General features: G+C 40.6%; 18 protein-coding genes. 14 read left to right on the top strand and 4 right to left on the bottom strand.

Annotated features, from left to right (window positions below; genetic code table 11):
• Positions 1-44: 44 nt before the first annotated feature.
• Both lpxL and ACFI4Z_RS09495 read left to right on the top strand, forming a co-directional pair.
• Complete coding sequence (lpxL, locus tag ACFI4Z_RS09500) at positions 45-971, top strand: LpxL/LpxP family Kdo(2)-lipid IV(A) lauroyl/palmitoleoyl acyltransferase (RefSeq protein WP_462670368.1); 927 nt, start codon at positions 45-47, stop codon at positions 969-971.
• 59 nt (positions 972-1,030) lie between these two features.
• Complete coding sequence (locus ACFI4Z_RS09495; protein ID WP_462670367.1) at positions 1,031-1,603, top strand: TcpQ domain-containing protein; 573 nt, start codon at positions 1,031-1,033, stop codon at positions 1,601-1,603.
• A 12-nt stretch (positions 1,604-1,615) separates the two neighbouring features.
• Here the strand turns inward: ACFI4Z_RS09495 and glnE are convergent, their stop codons facing one another.
• Positions 1,616-4,414: a bifunctional [glutamate--ammonia ligase]-adenylyl-L-tyrosine phosphorylase/[glutamate--ammonia-ligase] adenylyltransferase gene (gene glnE, locus ACFI4Z_RS09490; protein WP_462670366.1), complete on the bottom strand. Its 2,799-nt coding sequence runs from the start codon at positions 4,412-4,414 to the stop codon at positions 1,616-1,618.
• A gap of 71 nt (positions 4,415-4,485) precedes the next feature.
• Here glnE and ACFI4Z_RS09485 point away from each other — a divergent pair, with 71 nt between their 5' ends.
• The 6 genes from ACFI4Z_RS09485 to ruvX all read left to right on the top strand — a co-directional run bounded on the left by ACFI4Z_RS09485 (position 4,486) and on the right by ruvX (position 8,971).
• Positions 4,486-5,379, top strand: a complete 894-nt coding sequence (locus tag ACFI4Z_RS09485) for a DUF350 domain-containing protein (RefSeq protein WP_135473748.1) — start codon at positions 4,486-4,488, stop codon at positions 5,377-5,379.
• A gap of 30 nt (positions 5,380-5,409) precedes the next feature.
• Positions 5,410-5,874, top strand: a complete 465-nt coding sequence (locus ACFI4Z_RS09480) for a hypothetical protein (RefSeq protein ID WP_462670365.1) — start codon at positions 5,410-5,412, stop codon at positions 5,872-5,874.
• Positions 5,875-5,957: 83 nt separating this feature from the next.
• Positions 5,958-6,692 (top strand): 16S rRNA (uracil(1498)-N(3))-methyltransferase, encoded by a 735-nt coding sequence (gene rsmE, locus ACFI4Z_RS09475; RefSeq protein ID WP_462670364.1) that lies wholly within the window; start codon positions 5,958-5,960, stop codon positions 6,690-6,692.
• A gap of 53 nt (positions 6,693-6,745) precedes the next feature.
• Positions 6,746-7,699, top strand: a complete 954-nt coding sequence (gene gshB, locus ACFI4Z_RS09470) for a glutathione synthase (protein WP_462670363.1) — start codon at positions 6,746-6,748, stop codon at positions 7,697-7,699.
• A 232-nt stretch (positions 7,700-7,931) separates the two neighbouring features.
• Positions 7,932-8,489: a YqgE/AlgH family protein gene (locus tag ACFI4Z_RS09465; RefSeq protein ID WP_462670362.1), complete on the top strand. Its 558-nt coding sequence runs from the start codon at positions 7,932-7,934 to the stop codon at positions 8,487-8,489.
• 35 nt (positions 8,490-8,524) lie between these two features.
• Positions 8,525-8,971 (top strand): Holliday junction resolvase RuvX, encoded by a 447-nt coding sequence (ruvX, locus tag ACFI4Z_RS09460; RefSeq protein WP_462670361.1) that lies wholly within the window; start codon positions 8,525-8,527, stop codon positions 8,969-8,971.
• Here ruvX and ACFI4Z_RS09455 read toward each other — a convergent pair.
• From ACFI4Z_RS09455 to ACFI4Z_RS09445, 3 genes are read right to left on the bottom strand one after another with little or no spacing between them, the layout of a single operon-like run.
• Positions 8,934-9,845 (bottom strand): hypothetical protein, encoded by a 912-nt coding sequence (locus ACFI4Z_RS09455; protein WP_462670360.1) that lies wholly within the window; start codon positions 9,843-9,845, stop codon positions 8,934-8,936. The two genes, ruvX and ACFI4Z_RS09455, sit on opposite strands and share 38 nt — an antisense overlap.
• Before the next feature lie 4 nt (positions 9,846-9,849).
• Entirely contained in the window at positions 9,850-10,977 is a 1,128-nt protein-coding gene (locus ACFI4Z_RS09450; protein ID WP_099296269.1) for a PilT/PilU family type 4a pilus ATPase, read from the bottom strand.
• Positions 10,978-11,004: 27 nt separating this feature from the next.
• Positions 11,005-12,045 carry a type IV pilus twitching motility protein PilT gene (locus tag ACFI4Z_RS09445; protein WP_099296268.1) on the bottom strand — a complete coding sequence of 347 codons (1,041 nt, stop codon included), beginning with the start codon at positions 12,043-12,045 and terminating at the stop codon, positions 11,005-11,007.
• 2 nt (positions 12,046-12,047) lie between these two features.
• Between ACFI4Z_RS09445 and ACFI4Z_RS09440 the strand changes: the two genes are divergently transcribed.
• The 6 genes from ACFI4Z_RS09440 to hemW all read left to right on the top strand — a co-directional run bounded on the left by ACFI4Z_RS09440 (position 12,048) and on the right by hemW (position 16,659).
• The gene (locus ACFI4Z_RS09440; RefSeq protein ID WP_462670359.1) at positions 12,048-12,761 is read left to right on the top strand and encodes a YggS family pyridoxal phosphate-dependent enzyme; all 714 of its coding nucleotides are present in this window, start codon (positions 12,048-12,050) and stop codon (positions 12,759-12,761) included.
• A gap of 15 nt (positions 12,762-12,776) precedes the next feature.
• On the top strand, positions 12,777-13,598 hold the full coding sequence (gene proC, locus ACFI4Z_RS09435; protein WP_135473753.1) for a pyrroline-5-carboxylate reductase: 822 nt from the start codon (positions 12,777-12,779) through the stop codon (positions 13,596-13,598).
• Between the two features lie 298 nt (positions 13,599-13,896).
• The gene (locus ACFI4Z_RS09430; protein ID WP_394192672.1) at positions 13,897-14,430 is read left to right on the top strand and encodes a YggT family protein; all 534 of its coding nucleotides are present in this window, start codon (positions 13,897-13,899) and stop codon (positions 14,428-14,430) included.
• A gap of 49 nt (positions 14,431-14,479) precedes the next feature.
• Complete coding sequence (locus ACFI4Z_RS09425) at positions 14,480-14,923, top strand: DUF4426 domain-containing protein (protein WP_462670358.1); 444 nt, start codon at positions 14,480-14,482, stop codon at positions 14,921-14,923.
• A gap of 3 nt (positions 14,924-14,926) precedes the next feature.
• Positions 14,927-15,526 carry an XTP/dITP diphosphatase gene (locus ACFI4Z_RS09420; protein ID WP_462670357.1) on the top strand — a complete coding sequence of 200 codons (600 nt, stop codon included), beginning with the start codon at positions 14,927-14,929 and terminating at the stop codon, positions 15,524-15,526.
• A complete protein-coding gene (gene hemW / locus ACFI4Z_RS09415) occupies positions 15,523-16,659 on the top strand; it encodes a radical SAM family heme chaperone HemW (protein ID WP_462670356.1) in 1,137 nt (378 codons plus the stop codon). The genes ACFI4Z_RS09420 and hemW overlap by 4 nt, the downstream gene beginning before the upstream one ends.
• Positions 16,660-16,735 lie beyond the last annotated feature (76 nt).

Below are 16,735 nucleotides of genomic sequence, written 5' to 3'. Positions count from 1 at the left end.
TCGCTTACAGTTAAACTGCCTTTTTTAACGTGTGAGATGTTTTTGTGGTTAACTCTTCTGCTTTTAAGTTGTCTTTTTTAGGTCCCCGCTATTGGCTTACGTGGGTAGGTGTGTTTTTCCTTTACATAATCTCTTGGCTTCCGCAAAAGTTACAGTTAGCCATGGGAAAGTATTTAGGCCGATTAGTTCATCGCTTTATGAAAAAGCGCCGTCATATTGCTGAAGTAAACGTCAAACTATGCTTTCCAGAATTATCGGCACAAGAACAGCAACAGCTCGTTTTAAAGAATATGGAAAATACTGGCATTGCAATGATGGAAACCGGTATGGCATGGTGGTGGCCACAATGGCGAATAAACAAAGTATGCGGTTCATTTAAAGGCATTGAGCACCTAGAGAGTATTCAGCGCTCAGGAAAGGGCGCATTGCTTTTGGTGCCTCACATGCTGCATTTGGAAATGACTGGCCGTGTAATGGGTATCAAGTGCCAAGGTGTTGGCTTTTACCGCCCCCATAACAACCCATTAATGGAATACTTTACTACAAAAGGCCGTTTACGCTCCAATGAGTATCTCGTTGGCAAACGAGATGTAAAAGGACTATTACAAGCGCTCAAAAATAAAAAAGTTTGTTATTACTTGCCTGATCAAGATTATGGCCGTAAACGCTGTGAATTCGTGCCATTTTTTGCAGTACCTGATGCAGCAAGCACGACTGGTACCTTACTTTTTTCTGCAAGTAAACATTGCGAAGTTGTCAGCCTTACAAGTCGCCGTGATGAACAAGGGAAATATCATTTGGAAGTATTACCCGTGCTCAATAACTTCCCTAGCGGCGATGATAAAACCGATGTAACACGGGTTAATCAACGTATGGAGCAAGCAGTCAACATCGCACCTGAGCAGTATATGTGGTTACACAGGCGTTTTAAAACTCGTCCTGATGAAAATGCACCGTCTTATTACAAGTAGCAGGTGACTTTGCGTTTTGAATATGATTTTATAAACAAAAATAAACAAGAGTATTAATTATGTGGTTTTGGGTTAAGCATTTATCATTAGCTGTTATTCTCATATTGGCTGCTCTTTATTTTTTATTTGGCCACGGCCCTGTCGTTAACGTAAAAGAATCGACCAATGCCGCTGCGCAAGGGCTGTCTCGTTTTTATGCGTCTTTACGCAACCAAATAAACAAAAGTAATGAGCGTGATAAATATGTATTAAAACTCTCTGCGCCTGACATCAATATTGATGCCGCATTGATTGAACGAGCCAAAGTTGTTGAGCCATCAACGCCTAATTGGTCCGGAGAGTTAATGCCAAGACGTTTTGAAAATGGATCTACATTAAGAAAAGTGCTTTCTAATTACGCTCGCGAAGAGGACATTGTTTTGTATTGGTATCTAAGTAAAGATTATGTTGTTAAAGATCATTTTCGCGTCGACAGTAATTTTAACTCCACCTTGTATCAAGTTGGCCGTGCTATCAACGATGACTTTGAAAATGAGGTGTACACGTTTTTTTGTTATAAACAAAGAGCAGCGGTTATTACCGAACTACCCTCTGAATATGTACGTGAAAACTGCCGCCGTTTAAAAAGTTAGGGTCTGTTGACCCTATTTGTCTAATGCAAAAATGCTGTGCCAAGCATTAACCACTAAATCAATATGTTGCTTAACACGCTCACGTTCAATACAACGTCCTTTTTGATCAAGACTTAGGACATGATAGTGCGAGCGATAATCAATATAGGCCGCTATCAGCCCTTCTTTAACTTTTTGACTGATACATCCTAACTTAGCGGCATCGGTTAAAATTCTAACGTTGTCTGAATAGGTCGTTAGCTGCTCAAATGTATGCGCATTTTTAAGTACTAAATATTGTGTTATAAATTCAATATCAGTCATTGCACCTGCATCCTGCTTTAAATCAAATAACAGACTACTGCCCTTGGCTAAGTGACCACGCATTTTTTCCCGCATTTTAATAACGTCATCGCGCAAAAGTTGTTGATCACGGGCTTGGCATAATATAGCAAGACGAATTTGTGCAAATCGTTCCACCAGCTCAACTTGGCCGAAAATCATGCGTGAACGAACCAACGCCTGATGCTCCCATGTCCATGCTTGAGTTTGTTGGTAATGATTAAAGCTTTCTAGATTAATAGCCATTAACCCTGATGCGCCTTCAGGTCTGAGCCTTGTGTCGAGCTCATAAAGAATGCCCGATGCTGTGCGCGTGTTAAATAAGTGCATTAAGCGCTGAGCTAACTTTAAATAATATTGTCTAGAGGAAATTCCTTTATCGCCATTAGTATGACTTGTGCCATCGTGATTATGAACAAAAACGAGATCTAAATCGGAATCATAGCCAACTTCAAAGCCGCCTGTTTTACCATATGCAATCACTCCAAATCCTTTGTTTTCGTCATTTGTATTTGGCGGAGTGCCAAATCGTAAAGCCATTTGCTGCCAAGCTATATTAATCGCTTGTTCTACAATCGCTTCTGCAAGTGCTGTCAGGTGATCGCTTACTTTCATAACATCAAGCACACCAGTAGCATCAGCCGCAGCAATCCGCAGTTGATGAGTTTGCTTAAATTGACGTAGCGCTTCCATTTGCTGCTCTAAATCTTCGTTATCGATACGTAAAAAGTATTGACGAACTTCATCTTTATAAGCGCTAAGAGATGTAGGTTTATAAAGCACAGCAGGATCGATAAGCTCATCGAGTAAAATAGGATAGCGAGAAATGTGTTCACCAATCCATTTGCTGTGGCAGCACAAAGAAACAAGCTGTTTCAATGCTCCTGGGTTTTCAAAAAGCAGCTCAAGGTATGCAGTACGCGAAATAATTTTATTAAGCACTTGGCTAATCATTCTAAAAACATCACCTGAAGCATTGCACTGCGAAAGCTGCTTTAGCAACAGTGGCATCAGTTTGTCGAGAATATCACGGCCGCGTAGGCCTATTTTTACCTTAGCTAACCGCCCTTTAAAGTCATTTAACGGTTGCTGCCATGCATCATTTGGTTCTGTGAGCAAACTTACATCACCATGCTCCCAGGCACTAACAAAAGCACTTTCACAAGGGTCGTCAGGCTCATTCTCATAGCCTATAACTAATTCGAACTCACCATGGATAGCGGTCATTTTGAAATTTATATCTGCAAGCGTTTGCTCAAAACCAGTGTAGCCCGTTAAATAACTTAAACGCTGTTGATTGAGTTCATCATCAGGCAAAGTCTGAGTTTGCTGATCATCAAAAATCTGTAAGTACTGCTCTATCTTTCGTAAATATAAATAATTTAGTTCTAATAGCTGCGCTTCACTTTGAGCAATAACTTGGTTTTTACTTAGTTGAGCCAACGCTTTTATTAATGATTGAGTTTGTAAATTTGCTTCTCGGCCGCCACGTACCATTTGCAGTGCTTGAACAACAAATTCAACTTCGCGGATCCCTCCCGCCCCTAGCTTTATATTATTTGTAAGGCCTTTACGGCGAACTTCTTGGGCTATCATTTGCTTCATTTTTCGTAATGATTCAATGACGGAAAAGTCAATATATCTTCGGTATACGAACGGTTTTAACAATTGATAAAACTCTTCAGTGTAGTTAGTTGGTGCTCCAATCAAACGTCCTTTGAGCATGGCATATCGTTCCCACTCTCTGCCCTGCTCTTGGTAATAATCTTCAATGGCATTAAAGCTCATCACTAAAGGGCCACTTTCTCCAAAGGGGCGTAATCGCATATCCACACGAAACACTTGGCCATCTGCCGTGTTTTGGTTAAGCGCTGCAATTAGTTTTTGAGCGACCTTGGTATAAAAAACTTGGGCCTCTAAAGAGCGCCTACCACCTTGCGTCTTACCTGTATGAGGGTAAGCAAAAATCAAATCGATGTCTGAAGAGTAGTTGAGTTCTCGCCCACCGAGTTTACCCATTCCTAAAACGAGCATAGGGGTTGGATTGCCTTCTTCATCTTCGAGCTGCCCATTCACTTTAGCTACCTGTGCAAATGCCCATTGGTTAGCGCCGTTTATGAGGCTATCTGCTAATTGAGAAATATAGTTGATACTATCGGCAATATCATTACTACAACATAAATCTAAAAAGGCAACTTTAAGCCAATAACGTTGACGGTATTGGCGCAAAATCTTATTTCCTGCAGCTTCTTCAAGTTCTGTTAAGTCATAATTTAAAAATGGGCATGGGCAATCGCGAAGAGACATTTCATGCTCACAGAGTAACATATCAATGAGTTCAGGCTGAGCGTCGAGACAGCGCCATGCAAAGTCACTTAACCCCAATAATTGGACTATTTTTTTATTAATCGTCCGCTGTCCATAAAGCGCTGAAAATCGTTCTTCGCCAAGTTTTTGTAATTGCTGGGGGAATATTGCACTTTTACTCATTAAAAACTCTCTTTTATATCAAGCATATCCATACTAGAATAACTAACATACTAAAACCAATTAGGTTAACCATGTCATATTTGTCTTTATCTAACACTAGTTTAGTGGCTATTGCTATTTGTTTTACAGTTATTTGTATCGCAGTCTTTAGTTTGCGTGGATTAAACCACTTAAAGGCAAAACAAGCTTTAAAAGAAGAGCTTGCGCAGCATGATAACTTTGCAATGGGGATTAGTTTTGCCTCAGAGATAACTGTAGTCATTGCAACCATTGCCTATTTATTTGATGAAATAAGCCTCAGCGCTGCACAATCGAATCCATTAAAAATTATGATTCTAATCGTGCTTTTGTTCGCGTTTATTAAAGTTGGTCACCTCATTCATCGAAAATGGATTTTGTACCGTTTTAATGAAGAAGCCGCTATTTTAAAACAAAATGTATGTGCAGCCATGGTTGATTCTGGCATGTTAATAGCTAACTGCATAATTTCATTAGGATTATATAACTGGTCCCACACGCAAGGGTTTAGTAGTTTACTGATTGCCTTTGTTAGCTTCTTTTTACTACAAGGTTTTTTTGCCTTAGACAGCAAAATACGAGAATACCGTTTTGCAAAAGCAAACCAAGGCGCTTCATTACAAAGCAACTTTAACCTAGAAAATACATCTATTGGCATTCGTTATGCGGGAAAATCAATTGGCCTTGCATTAGCAATGTACGCTGGTTTAGCAAGCGCTACCTTCCACAATGGTAAAATGGTCGAAAACTTATTCACATTAGCTTTACATTGCGGCTCGATGTGGTTATTACTGTATATATTAACGTCCATCATCAAGTACATCTCTTTACCTAATATTGATACTGCGCTTGAGATTGATCATCAAGATAACATTGGGATAGCCTGCATTGAGTTTGCAGTTTTTTGCGCTATAGGCTATTTACTAATAAGTATGTTTTCAATTTAATTATTGAAAATACCCAAAATGCGGGGCCTTATGCCGTTTCAAGTAAGTAACTTTTTATTGATTGATAATGACAGTGAGTTTAGTAGACGATTTACTGAGCACTATTTTGGCGCCTCAAAAAACAGTACACTAGTAACAGCGGGTGCAAATACTCGCCAATTAGTTAGGCTGATGTTTGATCAACTTATCAAAGATTATTGTTACTGTGACTTCGCAAATGAAATTAGTGTATCTGAGCTGGCAACCTACTTACATGAGCATCATGAAATTGTTGGTGTTTTATTCAACCAAACAGATTATCTTTTAGCTGATGACAATCAACGCTTTATTTATAACTCGCTTCATAGCGTGCGCTTTTTAGTTAGTGAAAGCGAACAAGGTTTTCAATTTACGCCTGTCGCAGATGAAGCACAAAACAACCACTTATCATGCCAAAGTGACATTGCAGAAACCCCTCAAGATTTAGACGCGTTAAGTGAAAAACTAAATAGTTAGCTCTGATCCAATAACAATAGTATTTGCACCCAAGCCCAGCCTTTCATACCATAGCCATATTAGCTATTTATCTTAAGGTCATCATGCGCGTTCCTCATATTTACCAAGCAAGCAATATTGTTTTATCAACCCCAGTTCAACTTGATGATGATGCTGCAGGCCATATCGGTCGCGTTCTTCGAATGAAAGTTGGTGAGCAAGTTTCTCTATTTAATGGCCAAGGTGGCGAATATTTATGTGAATTGATAGAGGTTGGCAAAAAGTCTGTGGTTGCGATGCCAATTGTATTCAATGACATAGATGTAGAGTCACCACTACGCATTCACCTCGGCCAAGGTATTTCTCGCGGTGATAAAATGGATTTCACCATTCAAAAATCAGTGGAGTTAGGGATTACAGAAATAACACCTATTTTTAGCAAACGTTGCGGCGTTAAGTTAACTGCCGAACGCTTAGCCAAAAAGCACCAACAATGGCAAAAAATAGCGATTGCTGCGGCTGAACAGTCCGGCCGAAATCGCATTACAACCATTCATCCTCCCATTGATATTAGTGACTGGCTTGGTCAAAAAAGCGATGAGATAAAATTAACTTTGCACCCTCGAGCTGAGCATTCAATAAAAACAATTACCGTACCCGATAGCGGTGTGCGCTTTTTAGTCGGCCCTGAAGGCGGTTTAACCGATGAAGAAATTACGCAAACTAAAGAGCAAGAATTTGTCGATATCCGTATTGGTCCACGTGTTCTGCGAACTGAAACGGCCGCTTTAACGGTCTTAAGTGCATTACAACTGCAGTTTGGTGACTTAGCGAATTGAAATTACTAAAACTACCCTCATATCAATAACACTGTATTTAGTAAGGTAACAACATGGCGATTAAATTAGGTATCATTTCAGACCCTATTAGCGGGTTTAATATTAAAAAAGACACGGGCTTTGCAATGATGATGCAAGCTCAAAGCCGTGGTTACGAAATCTACTACATGGAAATGGATGATTTATCGCTGCGTAAAGGCAAAGCTTATGCAACAGCCGCTAAAGCAACTGTATTTGATGATGAAAATCACTGGTATGAGTTAGAACAAAAGAGCACAATTGCATTGGCCGATTTAGACGTCATTTTAATGCGTAAAGATCCGCCATTTGATACCGAATATATTTATGCAACCTACATTCTTGAACGCGCAGAGCTTGAAGGGACGTTAATTGTCAACAAACCGCAAAGCTTACGCGACGCCAATGAAAAGCTATTCACAGCCTGGTTTAGCGAGCACACGCCAGATACTTTGGTAACACGCGATAAAAATCAAATTCGTGAGTTCCTCAATGAACATAAAGACATTATTCTCAAGCCTTTAGATGGTATGGGTGGCGCATCTATTTTCCGCGTGACTGAAAATGATGCCAATTTTGGCGTGATCTGTGAAACTTTAACAGAACATGGTACACGCTTTGCCATGGCGCAAAATTTTATTCCAGAGATCAAACAAGGTGATAAGCGCGTATTAGTCGTTGACGGCAAAGTTATTCCGTATTGTTTAGCACGTATACCGCAAAATGGTGAAACACGTGGAAATCTAGCAGCAGGTGGGCGCGGTGAAGCTCGTCCGATTAGTGATGCAGATCTTAAGATTGCTCAGGCTGTGGCACCAACACTTAAAGCTAAAGGGCTTATTTTTGTTGGTTTAGACATAATTGGTGACAAACTTACTGAAATAAATGTTACCGCACCAACGTGTGTAAAAGAAATTGAAGCAGCGTTTGATATTTCTATTACTGGGATTTTATTTGATGCAATTGAAGAAAAATTAGGTCGCAGTTAAACAAACTATGCCATACTTCAATTACTAAAAATGTGAGCTCTGGTGTTAGAGTTATTTCTAACAGCTTAATATTTCATTCTATTTGCTTGTGAATTTAATCCAGAGCTTTCGACATCACAAAAATCTTGATGCACTAAGCTTTCCTATTTAACTGAAATAAATGCAGCACACGTTAACGTGCTACTAAATTAAAGTGACTCCCTGCAATGGGGGCAAAATAAGGGGTATCGTTATGCAATCATTAGAAAATCACTTTTTAATCGCAATGCCATCAATGCAAGACCCTTTTTTTAAACGTGCTGTTACATATATTTGTGAGCACAATGAAGATGGGGCTATGGGCTTGGTGATTAACCAACCCATTAATATCACCGTTGGTGACTTACTTGATAAAATTGAAATCGATAACGACAAATCAAATCAATCTGCACAAGTAGCAGTGTACGCGGGTGGACCAGTAAAAACTGACCGTGGGTTTGTTTTACACTCACCCAAGCCTGGCTACTCTGCAAGCCAAGAGCTTAGCAGTGACATAATGATTACTACATCTAAAGATGTATTAGCCAGCCTTACAACAACACAAGCACCTGAACAATTCATAATTACTTTAGGCTATGCAGGTTGGGAGCAAGGCCAGCTTGAGCAAGAGCTACTGGAAAACTCTTGGCTTATAATCAAAGCTGACCCTGATATTATTTTTAACACTCCCGTGGAAAAACGTTGGGAAAAAGCGGTCGAAACTCTCGGTTTTGACATCGGCCAACTCAGCACTGAGGCTGGACATGCCTAAACACTCAAGCTTTATTGGACAAAATAGAAAATACAATGACCAAAAGACAACTCAAGCCCAAAGGTGAACGCACCGTAATGGGCTTTGACTTTGGCACTACCAGTATTGGTGTTGCCATTGGCCAAGAATTAACAGACACGGCATCAAGTCTCAGTGCAGTGAAAGCAAAAGACGGCATACCAAACTGGGATTTTATAAAGAAACATATTGATGATTGGCAACCCGATTTACTAGTTGTTGGCTTACCATTAAATATGGATGGCACTAATCAAGAGGTTACTTTCAAAGCTAAAAAGTTTGCAAACCGCCTCCACAACAACTTTGGACTACCTGTAGAGACTCAGGATGAGCGTTTGACCACAGCAGATGCAAAGGCGCGTTTATTTGAACAAGGTGGCTACAAGCGCTTAGGTAAAGGCAATGTGGATAATATGTCTGCCGTTATTATTTTGGAAAGCTACTTTGAACAAGCTTACGGTTAAGCGGTAAGTTGATAATAACCTGATCGTTAAGCTGTGGTATAAACCCAGCTTGGCGGTACGCTTTTTCTATTGCGCCTTGCTCGCGTAAAATTTTCAACCCTTTTTGCAGTGCTTTAAAAGCTCGCAAGCCATCTGGGTGTAGCTTAGATACTACAAAGTGACGACTGTCGTCTAGCAACACTAGCGTATCAGGCACAGCGCTTAGTTTAATTCCCTCTAGTACATATTCATTATTCATCTCAGGCATTAGTGGCATCAACATAAAGTCGACCCATTGCATAGACACCATTCTAACCTGGCTCAGCCATTCGTCTTCCCGAATTAACTCTTTTAGAGGTAATTGCGAAAGTGTATGCCAATCGGTTCGCCAGCGAGGTGTTGAAACACTAGTAAGGGTATTAAAATCAGACAGTTTTTTTATTTTAAATACGGCTTTATTATCAGGCGAGGCAAAGATACCAGCAAAATACTCCCCTTTACGGATCACCGGATCACTGATAAACACTTCACCATTAAAAGCCTTAGTATCTTCATACCAATAGCTATCAAAGCTGATTAACAGATCTCCTTTTTCCAATAGGCGGGTATTGCGAAAGTTTATTTTTCCAACTTGGTAATCAAAGGTTTTTGTAAATCCACCTAAGTGTAACGCTTGTTGGGCGATAATCATATCGACCACATCACGACGGATAAACTTAGTATTAAAATCTTTAACTTGGATGGGCTCTTTACCACCTAAAAAACGCTTATAGTCATTATAAACATCATCTCGAAGGTAAATAGCAATGGGTTCAGACTGGGAGGCAACAAAAAATGGCGTGCACACGCAATAAAATAAAAAGAAAGTACAAAACCATTTTTTGCCAAACTGCATACGGCTAACCTTTGTTGTCTAAGCCATCAATGGTTACACCTTGTAAAAAGCCAGCTCCTTGCTGTTCATTGTTTCTAAGTTTAATCATCAAACGTAAGTCGTTTGGTGAATCAGCGTGATGAAGCGCATCTGCGTAATTAATGCGTTGTTGCTTATAAAGCTCAAACAAAGCCTGATCGAACGTTTGCATGCCCATATCTTTGGCTTTTGCCATGGCTTCTTTAATTCCGCCAATATCTCCTTTTTTAATTAGCTCACCTACAATCGGAGAATTAAGCAAAACTTCAATGGCAGCAACACGGCCATTGCCATCAGAGGTTGGGATCAATTGCTGTGCAATAATTGCTCGTAAATTTAATGATAGATCATATTTGAGTTTGTCGTGTTTTTCTTTTGGTACCAAGTGCATAATGCGGTCAATAGCTTGGTTGGCGTTATTTGCATGCAGCGTTGCTACACAAAGGTGGCCTGTCTCCGCAAAACTAAGTGCATATTCCATAGTCTCTTGTGAGCGTATCTCACCGATTAGAATAACGTCAGGAGCTTGGCGTAATGAGCTTTTTAAAGCAGATTCAAAGCTATCTGTATCAAGACCGACCTCACGTTGAGTAATAATACTCTTACGGTGCTCATGCACAAATTCGATCGGATCTTCTATTGTTAGAATATGTCCCCGCTGATTGCGGTTACGATAACCAAGTAGTGCAGCAAGTGACGTTGACTTACCCGTACCAGTTCCACCAACAAAGAGTACCAACCCCCGCTTAGCCATGATCACATCAGTCAATGTTGAAGGCAGGCCTAGATCGTTCACGTCTGGTATTTGGGTTACGATACGGCGAATGACCATACCTGCACGGTCGCGCTGCCAAAAAGCAGAAACCCTAAACCGGCCTTCGTCTGTCGCTATGGCAAAATTACACTCTTTGGAGTTATGAAACTCTGCTTTTTGTTTTTCGCTCATTGCTGATTCAACAAACGCGAGCGACTCCTCATCAGTAAGTTTATCATCACCTAAGGCAATCAACTCACCATTTATTTTAGCACTGACAGGTAGTTGGCTTGATACAAATAAATCAGACCCTTCCTTATCTATCATCAACTGTAAAAAGTAATTTAGAGAGTGAGACATACTTTTCCTTATTGCAGGGGCAAAGGGTTAACCGCCAAAATTAGCTTTATCTTGGGCTTTAGCGCGCGCTTCAGCATTGGAAACAACACCATGATTCACAAGATTGATTAAACATTGATCCATGGTTTGCATACCATGAGATGACCCAGTTTGAATTGATGAATACATTTGCGCAATTTTATCCTCTCGAATTAAGTTTCTTATTGCTGGTACGCCTATCATAATCTCGTGTGCTGCAACTCGTCCTCCCCCCACTTTTTTAAGTAAGGTTTGTGATATAACCGCACGTAGTGATTCAGAAAGCATGGATCTGACCATGTCTTTTTCTTCACCCGGGAACACATCGATAATACGGTCAATAGTTTTTGGCGCAGATGTAGTATGCAAAGTACCAAACACTAAGTGACCGGTTTCAGCTGCAGTCATCGCCAGACGAATGGTTTCTAAGTCACGTAATTCCCCTACCAAAATAACATCAGGGTCTTCACGTAACGAACTTCTCAGTGCATTGGAAAAACTGTGTGTATCGCGATGAACTTCACGTTGGTTGATCAGCGATAGTTTATTGTCGTGGACAAATTCAATTGGATCTTCAATCGTTAAGATGTGGTGGTGCTTATTTTGATTAATGTAATCGACCATAGCTGCCAGAGTCGTTGATTTACCCGAGCCCGTTGGTCCCGTGACAAGCACCAAACCTCGGGGGTTATCTGAAATCGTTTTAAATATATCAGGGGCACCCAAATCGTCTAATGTTAGTACTTCACTTGGGATGGTACGAAATACAGCAGCAGGCCCGCGGTTAGAATTAAAAGCATTAACACGAAAACGCGCTAAATTAGGCACCTCAAAAGAGAAATCGACTTCCAGGTTTTGCTCGTAATCCTTTCGTTGATTATCATTCATAATGTCGTAAACTAAGCTGTTTACATCTTTATCTTCCAGTGCTGGAATGTTTATACGACGCACATCGCCATCGACACGTATCATAGGGGCAACACCTGATGATAAGTGCAGATCCGATGCTTTATGTTGAACACTAAAGGCCAATAATTCGGTAATATCCATTTATGACTCCACAACCAACTGATAATTATATGGTTACAATACCAGAACGACTTAACGCCGCCTATGCAAGAATTGTAAATGCAGCAAAAAAAAGCCACCGTAATGAACACGATATCAGCTTACTTGCGGTATCAAAAACAAAACCTGCTGAATACATTTTAGCCGCTTATCAGCAAGGGCACAGAGAATTTGGTGAATCTTATGTTCAAGAAGCCGTTGATAAAGCCATTCAACTTGAAGAATATAGCGATATAACTTGGCATTTCATCGGCCCTATTCAATCGAATAAAACAGCGTTGGTCGCTAAACATTTTGATTGGGTGCAAAGCATTGAGCGTGAAAAAATTGCTAAACGCTTAAATGATCAACGCCCAGAAAATAGACCACCACTGAACGTATTAATTCAAGTAAATATAAGTTTAGAACCAGCTAAATCGGGCTGTCACCCTGACGATCTTATGGATTTAGCTGAATATGTTGATGATTGCGCAAATTTAACGTTACGTGGAATCATGGCTATCCCCGCAAAAACTGACGATTCACAGCAGCAAACACAATATTTTGAGCAATTAGCGACTTGCTTTGATAGACTTAAGGCCTTATATCCTCAAATAGACACCTTGTCGATGGGTATGAGTGGTGATGTAGAAGCAGCAATTGCTGCAGGCTCGACCATGGTACGGATCGGCACGGATATTTTTGGCCAACGAAGCTAAGGTGATAACTAAAGTATGACAGATAAAACAATTGCGTTCATAGGCACAGGTAATATGAGCTATGCCATTATTGGTGGCATGGTTAAAAATGGGTTTGCAGCATCGAATATCATTGCGACAAACAGAAACCAAGAAAAACTCGCTAAGGTAGCAGCAGACTTCGGGGTTAAAACCACCGCCGACAACAACGCAGCACTGCGTGATGCCGATGTAATTGTGTTATCAGTTAAGCCACAAATGATGGGCGACTTATGCCAATCTTTCCAAGATTCGGGTGTGGACTTTAGTGATAAACTGTTTATCTCTGTTGCAGCAGGCTTAACAGTTAATCGATTACGTGAAATGCTTGGCCAAAAAGTGAAAATGGTGCGCTGTATGCCTAACACCCCTTCTTTACTTGGTCGTGGTGTATCTGGTTTGTTCGGCGCAGATGAAACGGCTGACGAACATGACTTTGTACAACAGGTCTTTGAGTGCACAGGTATTGCGGTTTGGGTTGATCAAGAGTCTGAAATAAACAATATCATTGCCGTGACCGGCTCATCGCCTGCTTACTTCTTTTTATTCATGGAAGCCATCGAAGAAAAAGCAAAAGCCTTGGGCTTTAGTGATGACGATGCGCGCCGTTTAGTGCAACAAACCGCATTAGGTGCCGCAGAAATGGCTTTATCGCAGCCTGATATCAGTATTTCGCAACTGCGTGCCAATGTTACTTCGAAAGGTGGCACAACGCATGCTGCTGTTGAGCACTTAAAAGAGCAAGGTCTAACAGGTACCGTTGCAGATGCAATGGATGCTTGTATTGCTCGCGCAGAACAAATGGAACAAGAGCTTTAACCAGGACCTATTGACCTTTTTAGGTTGAATTTACACCAGTTTGTTTGGTATTTAGATAAGGCCGCGCCTATGTTGTGTGGTTGTTCATCATAAATAGGTGAAATGCAGTATTAATGCCAAACAGACGCTGCCCGAAAGGTTCTGCCTCGGGGCGATTTACTCTTTGTAGCTCGGTTTTTACTTAGTCCACTAAGTTACAAACTTGGCGCCGCGATTGAACCGCCCTTAGCTTGAACAAATTTTAATCCGTGAAGGTCAACTGACCCTAAGCGATAACGCTCATTTTTCGAGGTAAATTATGAATGCCATGCAATTTTTAGTCGGGATTGTATTTGATCTGTTTTTGATGGTGGTGCTGCTTCGCTTTTGGCTCCAAACAGCCAAAGCTGACTTTTACAATCCATTGAGTCAGTTTGTTGTTAAAGCAACCTCATTTGCTGTTAACCCACTACGCAAAATTATTCCCGGTTTTGGTGGCTTAGACTTAGCCTCGCTGTTGTTGGCATTTATTGTTGCGGTGGCAAAAATTTCAACCTTAATGCTTTTGTTTTATGGTGGTTGGGCTGCACAAACGGTTTTCGTATCAGCTTTTATAACGGTAATAAAAGAAGCTCTTAACCTCATGTTTTGGGTCCTAATTATTCGTGCTTTATTAAGCTGGGTAAGCCAAGGTTACAACCCTATCGAGGCTGTTTTCCATCAGTTAACTGAGCCAATGTTGAAACCAATCCGTAGAATAATACCGCCATTGGGTGGCTTTGATCTATCTATAGTTGTACTCATTATTGCTCTACAATTTGGTCAAATCCTCTTTATGGATTTAATCGGTTAACACATTTGCATGATCGAGGCCATTAGGCCTCTTTTTTTAAAGGTCAAATATGAAAAAGCTTGTAAGTATTTTATTTTTTGCATTAGCAGGCATCACGTTTAGTGCGCATAGTGAACAGCAACAAGGAGGCCAATATAAAGAGCTCGGGCCTTGGCAGGTTCACTACATTGCATTTCCATCAACATTTATTCAACCACAAATAGCGAAAGCATACGGCTTAGAGCGCAGTGATTATAAAGGCATTGTTAATATTTCAATTTTAAAAAACACTGCAGATAAAACGGCACAAACAGTTACTCTTACTGGCACAGCTAAAAACTTACTTGGCAATAAACAAACCCTCACGTTTAAAGAAGTGATTGAAGGCGAATCTGTTTACTACCTTGCACAAGTGAAGTTTACCAATGAAGAAATTTTACGTTTCGATATCGAAATAAAACAGAACAATCAATTTCAAAAGTTACAGTTTCAACAAAAATTTTATGTAGATTAAATCATGACAAAAACCTTAGTTTTAGCCACAGGTAACCAAGGAAAGGTTAAAGAATTAGCACAGATGCTCACCCCCCTCGACATTAACGTAGTCCCGCAAAGTGATTTTAATGTCTCTAGCGTGCCAGAAACCGGCACGACGTTTGTTGAAAATGCGATAATAAAAGCCCGCCACGCTGCAAAAGTAACCGGGTTACCCGCCATTGCAGATGATTCAGGTTTAGAGGTTGACGCACTAAACGGTGCACCAGGCGTATACTCTGCTCGCTTCGCTGGTGACGATGCCACTGACCAAGACAATATCGACAAGCTTTTAATTGAGTTAGGTGATAACCCGATTCGTAGCGCTCGCTTTTGGTGTGTATTGGTACTAATGCGCCATAGCGATGACCCAACACCTCTTATTTGCAGTGCAAGTTGGGAAGGTCAAATAACGCAAAGCCAAGATGGTCAAGGTGGCTTTGGTTACGACCCCATTTTTTATGTCCCTGAACTTAATTGCACAAGTGCGCAGCTAACAAAAGAGCAAAAAAATGCTATTAGCCATCGTGGCCAAGCACTAAACGCTTTGCTAGCAGAGCTTAAACTAAAAGGCGGCCTGTGAAATTACCCCCTCTAAGTTTATATGTGCACGTTCCTTGGTGCGTGCAAAAGTGCCCTTATTGTGACTTTAATAGCCATGGCCAAAAAGGTGATATTCCTGAAAAAGAATACGTTCAACACTTAATTGATGATTTGAAAGCTGACTTACACCTTGTCCAAGGGCGTAAAATTCACTCTATTTTTATCGGCGGTGGCACCCCTAGCCTACTAACGGGTAACGCGTATGTCAGCTTATTAAATGCGGTAGATTCATTAATTGGTTTAGCAGACAACTGTGAAATAACTTTAGAAGCAAACCCGGGAACCGTTGAAACAGGCCGCTTTAAAGAATATGTCGCGGCAGGTATTAATCGTATATCGATTGGTGTGCAAAGCATGCAAAACGATAAGCTCAAAGCACTTGGTCGCATTCATGGCGCTGATGAAGCCGTTTATGCTGCACAGCAAGCCCATGAAGCTGGTTTAAATAGTTTTAACCTCGACCTTATGCATGGCCTTCCAGGACAATCTTTAGACGATGCGCTTAGCGACTTAAAAAAAGTCATTGCATTAAATCCTCCCCACATATCATGGTATCAATTGACTATTGAAGCCAATACCCAATTTGCTTCAAAACCCCCCACTCTTCCACCTGACGACACATTGTGGGATATCCAAGAGCAGGGTCAAGCTTTACTAGCTGATGCAGGTTACCAACAATATGAAATTTCAGGCTATGCAAAACCGGGGTATCAATGCCAACATAACTTGAATTATTGGCGCTTTGGCGACTATTTAGGAATAGGCTGCGGCGCACATGGTAAAGTTACTGATACAGCCTCAGGGAAAATCACACGTACCATGAAAGTAAAACATCCACGTGGCTACATGGACTTGGCTAAACCTTATTTATTTAAGCAGTGGACGGTTGAAAAAGACGACTTACCTTTTGAATACTTTATGAATCGTTTTAGACTTTTCGAAGCCTGCCCTAAAAGTGATTTACATGCACTTACAAATTTATCGCTACAAAGTCATTCGCAAGCCTTGAACAAAGCGATAAATAAGGGCTTACTTATTGATATGGACAACTACTGGCAAGTAAGCCAAAAAGGTCATCGTTTTTTAAATGACCTGCTAGAATTGTTTGTGTAGTGGCGAGTGTAGAGCTTGTCGCCTCATACTAATAATAATTAATTTATAACCTTTATTGGTTTCTAACAACAAAAGG

It is taken from the genome of Pseudoalteromonas sp. RWi3, from assembly GCF_054960735.1.
This window is presented reverse-complemented; position numbering and strand designations above follow the sequence as displayed.